A 5,185-nucleotide genomic window follows, 5' to 3' on the forward strand; every position below is an offset into this window, starting at 1 on the left:
CAGGCCCATTTCTTGACTGCTCACCTATAATACCATGTAGAAATACACTCGTCAATAAAAAAATGAAGAAATTATAGGCAAGGTAGAAAAATGTTTGATATATACAATGAAAATAAGGGAAAAATAATATATCGTTAAAATTGGTTAAAATATTACTAAAAATTTTACCTCATTTTATCTAGATTGTGATATATTAATTATTATAGTAATATTGAGGAGGAAAAATAAATGGCTACAATTAAGGATGTTGCGAAAGCAGCTGATGTATCTATCGCAACTGTATCAAGAGTATTAAATGAAGATAAAACATTGAAGGTTTTACCTGAGACAAAAGAGAAGATATTAAGAGTGGCTAGTGAACTCAATTACTCCTTAAAATCAAAAGAAAAGAAGAAAACATTTAATATAGGTATTATCCAGTGTTATACATTTGAACAGGAATTTAGAGATACTTATTTCTTATCTATTTTACAGGGTGTAGAGAAATATTTAAGAAAAGAAAAGATGGCTTCTACAAAAGTAAGATATGATGATATGAATATGAAACAGGTATTAGAAGGTGTGGATGGTATTATTTGTATTGGAAAGTTTGAAAAGAAGTATCTTGATACATTTAGTAAGTTATCTAGTAGAATTGTTTTGCTGGATATGGATTTGTCTCCTATCACAAATGTCTGTATCTCATTGGATTTTGATGACGCAATGTGTAAAGTAGTCAACTATTTTCATTCGCAGGGACATGAAACGATTGGTTTTATGGGAAGAAATGAATATGATGAGATGTCTTTACAAACAATTTCTAGGAAGAAAAGCTTTATTAAATATTGTGAATATTTAGGAATAAAATATGAGATATTTACAACCGGTCATGAAATGACTGGAGATGAAGGTTATTCTGTCATGAATCGTGTGATTGAAGAAGGAAAAATACCTTCCGCAATATTCTGTGCCAATGATCCTCTTGCGATGGGTGCTATGCAGGCTTTATTAGATGCAGGAATCAAGGTTCCAGAAGAAGTGTCTATTATGGGATTCAATGATGTGGATGCATGTAACTTCACACGACCTACATTATCTACTGTCTATGCACCTTCAAGTGAGATGGGAGAGATGGGGGCTTCGTTGTTACATAGAATGATCACAGAAGAGGATATCAGCTATCCATGTAGAATACAATTACCATGTCAATTAGTTATTAGAAATTCATGCAGGGAGAAGTAATAAAACTTCTCTTTTTTATTTTAGTAAAATAACAAGTAAACAAAATAGTAAAAATACTTAAAAAAGTATTGATTATTTTACTAAAAGGTTTATCATAGTAGATGAAGAAAATAACAAAATAAAAAAGAGGAGAACCCATAATGAACCATCAGATTAACAGATTACTCAACTTTGCGTTACAAAAAGGCATGATCGGTACAGATGATTTGTACTATGCCGCAAATTTAATTTTAGACTTACTTCAGTTAGATGAATTTGAACTAGAAGAAATCGATGAAAAATTAGAAACAGCACAGGATATCATTGATCATATTCTTGACTATGCAGTAGAAAAAGGTATGATTTCAGATTCTGTGACTGAAAAAGATTTATTTGATACAAGACTTATGAACTGCCTCATGCCTCGTCCTAGTGAAGTAGTAAATAAGTTCAACACTCTTTATAATGAATCTCCAGAAAAAGCAACAGACTACTTCTATGATTTAAGTATTAGTAGTAACTATATTCGTAAATCACGTATTGATAAGAATATCAAGTTTAACCATTATGTTAAATATGGTGATATTCAGATTACTATTAACCTTTCTAAACCAGAAAAGGATCCTAAAGCGATTGCAGCTGCAAAAAATATCAAATCTACAAACTATCCTCTTTGCTTATTATGTAAAGAAAACGTTGGATTTGCAGGTAATATGAAGCATCCTGCGAGACAGAATCATCGTATCATTCCACTAGACCTTGCAGGTCATCGCTATTACCTACAGTATTCACCTTATGTTTACTACAATGAACACTGTATCGTATTTAATGAAAAACATCAGCCAATGAAAATTGACCACAATACATTCGAGCATCTATTCGCATTTGTAGATAAGTTCCCTCATTATATGTTGGGAAGTAACGCTGATCTACCAATCGTAGGTGGTTCTATCCTTACCCACGATCACTACCAAGGCGGTCGTCATCATTTTCCTATGGAAGATGCAAAAGTTATCAAGAGTTATGAACATGACCAGGTACAGGTAGATATGTTGTATTGGCCATTGTCAACTCTAAGACTTACCTCTACTTCCAAAGAAAAAATCATTGCTTTGGCTGATGTTATTCTTGAAAAGTGGATTGATTATAGTGATGAATCACTAGATATCATTGCATATACAGATGGTGTAAGACATAACACAGTAACACCAATTGCACGTATGAAGGACGGAAAGTATCAGTTAGATCTAGTACTTAGAAATAACCGTACGACTGAAGAATACCCATTAGGAATCTTCCACCCTCATGCACAGCATCACCACATTAAGAAGGAAAACATCGGCTTGATTGAAGTAATGGGCTTAGCTGTTCTTCCTGCAAGATTAAAGAACGAATTAGAAGATATCAAACAGTGTCTATTAGGTAATGCGGATTTTGATTCAAATGAATCATTACAGAAGCATGCAGACTGGTACAAATATCTTAAGAGTTGTGACTACGAGGATGTTGATAAATTCCTAGAAGTAGAAGTCACTAAGAAGTTTGTAGCAGTATTAGAAGATGCTGGTGTATATAAAATGACTGATGAAGGAATTGAAGGATTCAGTCGCTTCGTGGAGGGCTTATGGTAGAAATTAAGAAAGAATTAGATGACGATATTGTTGTCATCGGCTTAGAAAACAAAGACTTCTATGTAGAAGTCACAAACTTTGGCTGCACACTACTTAAAGCTGTAGTGAAGGACAAAGAAGGAAATCCATGTGATTGTGTATTAGGCTTCCCTGAAGTATCAGATTACCAGAAGAGAGATGGTACATATCTTGGTGCTTTGGTAGGACGAGTATGCAACCGTATTGAGAAGGGAACTTTCACATTAAATGGGAAGACTTATAATGTTCCTATTAATAATGGTCCTAACTCATTACATGGTGGTATTGAAGGATTTTCTTACAAGGTATTTGATTATGAATTTATTGAAGATGGTGTCAAGTTCCACTATGTATCTAAAGATGGTGAAGAAGGCTATCCAGGTACATTAGATTTCTATGCTTATTATACAATCGAAGGAACATCACTTCATATGCGCTATGAAGCAACAAGTGATCAGGATACAATTATCAATATCACAAACCATTCATATTTCAACTTAAATGGACATGCATCAGGTGTTCATAATCATGTATTAAAACTCAATGCTGATGAAGTAGGCTGTGTTGATGGTGATGGATTATATACAGGTGAATTATTAGATGTCACAAATACTCCATTTGACTTTAGAAGTGAAAAAGTGATTGGAGACTGTATCAAAGACAATCATCCACAGTTAATCACAGCCCGTGGTTATGATCATCCATTTGTATTTAATACAGATAAAAATCAGGCAGAACTTTATTCTCCAGAAACTGGTATTAAATTAACTGTATCTACTACATATCCATCAGCACAGGTATATAGTGCAAACTATTTAGATGGACAGTTAGATAAATATGGATACACTATGTATCCACAAGATGCATTATGTATTGAAACAAGTTATTTACCAGACAGTATTCATAAAGAAGAAAATCCAAAGGTCATCTTAAAGGCAAATAAAAAATTTAAAGAAGAAACAGTATATACATTCGAGGTAACAAAATGAAAGCAAGCTTATTAAAAGAAGAATTTAAAACTAATAAATATGATGAAATGTTGAAAGACTTATATGAAGATGCAAGTCTTGTAGATTATCAGAAAGATAGATATGCCAATGCATTAGATAAGTTCATTGAACTTTATGGTGATGAAAATGTCAGCATCTACAGTGCTGCAGGTAGAAGTGAAATCTCAGGTAACCATACAGACCATCAGCATGGTTGTGTATTAGCCGGTTCAATCAACTTAGATGCGATTGGTGTAGTGGCTAGACAGGATGATGTAATCAATGTTGTATCTGACAGCTTTAATATTAAGCCAATCTATTTAAATGATTTAGATAAGAAGGATGAAGAAGAAGGTACTTCAGAAGGACTAATCAGAGGTGTTGTCTCTAAACTTAAAGAACTAGGTTACAATATCGGTGGTTTCAAAGCATTCATTACTAGTGATGTATTAGTAGGAGCTGGTTTATCTAGTTCAGCTGCTTTTGAAACAATCATCGGAACAATCATTGATGGTTTATACAATGATATGAGCATCGATATGGTCACTATCGCAAAAGTAGGTCAGTATGCTGAAAATGTTTATTTTGGTAAGCCTTGTGGATTAATGGACCAGTGTGCATGTGCTGTTGGTGGATTGATCTCTATTGATTTCAAGGATACAGAGCATCCTGTTGTAAATCATGTAGATGTAGACTTCTCTAAATATGATCATAGTTTATGTATCGTTGATACAAAGGGAAGCCATGCAGACTTAACAGATGCATATGGTGCTATTCCTGCTGAAATGAAGGATGTCGCTCATTACTTTGGTAAGGAATTCTTAAGAGAAGTAGATGAAAAGGAATTCTTTGATCATCTTGCTGATGTGAGAGATGCAGTCAAGAATGATAGAGAAATTCTAAGAGCTATTCATTTCTTCAAGGAAAATGCGAGAGTACCTCAGATTGTAGAAGCATTAAACAATGATGACTTTGACTTATTCAAGAAGTTAATCAAGGAATCTGGTAACTCAAGCTATAAGTTCTTACAGAATGTTTATGCAGACTTTGATTATAAGCATCAGGCAGTTTCTGCAGGTCTAGCATTAAGTGAAATCGTATTAGGAGACCATGGTGTATCTAGAGTACATGGTGGTGGATTCGCAGGTACAATTCAGGCATTTGTAGAAAATGACTTTGTCCCAGAGTATAAGAAAGAAATTGAAAAATTATTTGGAGAAGGCAGCTGTCATGTACTTAAAGTAAGAAAACTTGGCGGTTGTAAAGTAGTGGAGGAATAAATATGAACGTACTAGTTACAGGTGGTGCAGGTTATATTGGTAGTCATGTCTGTGTAGAATTACTACA

4 protein-coding genes are annotated in these 5,185 nt (G+C 33.8%); all 4 read left to right on the forward strand.

All coding sequences use genetic code 11. The features are described 5' to 3' along the window. Positions 1–228 precede the first annotated feature (228 nt). The 4 genes from ACT8VG_RS06900 to ACT8VG_RS06915 all read left to right on the forward strand — a co-directional run bounded on the left by ACT8VG_RS06900 (position 229) and on the right by ACT8VG_RS06915 (position 5,118). A complete protein-coding gene (locus ACT8VG_RS06900) occupies positions 229–1,221 on the forward strand; it encodes a LacI family DNA-binding transcriptional regulator (RefSeq protein ID WP_187012885.1) in 993 nt (330 codons plus the stop codon). Positions 1,222–1,361: 140 nt separating this feature from the next. Then, positions 1,362–2,831, forward strand: a complete 1,470-nt coding sequence (galT, locus tag ACT8VG_RS06905; protein WP_418220930.1) for a UDP-glucose--hexose-1-phosphate uridylyltransferase — start codon at positions 1,362–1,364, stop codon at positions 2,829–2,831. Continuing rightward, on the forward strand, positions 2,825–3,838 hold the full coding sequence (locus ACT8VG_RS06910) for an aldose epimerase family protein (RefSeq protein ID WP_418220929.1): 1,014 nt from the start codon (positions 2,825–2,827) through the stop codon (positions 3,836–3,838). Before galT ends, ACT8VG_RS06910 begins: the two co-directional genes overlap by 7 nt. Continuing rightward, the gene (locus ACT8VG_RS06915) at positions 3,835–5,118 is read left to right on the forward strand and encodes a galactokinase (protein ID WP_418220928.1); all 1,284 of its coding nucleotides are present in this window, start codon (positions 3,835–3,837) and stop codon (positions 5,116–5,118) included. Before ACT8VG_RS06910 ends, ACT8VG_RS06915 begins: the two co-directional genes overlap by 4 nt. Positions 5,119–5,185: the final 67 nt, after the last annotated feature.

The organism is Catenibacterium sp., from assembly GCF_052354645.1.
Classification (GTDB): domain Bacteria; phylum Bacillota_I; class Bacilli_A; order Erysipelotrichales; family Coprobacillaceae; genus Catenibacterium; species Catenibacterium mitsuoka_A.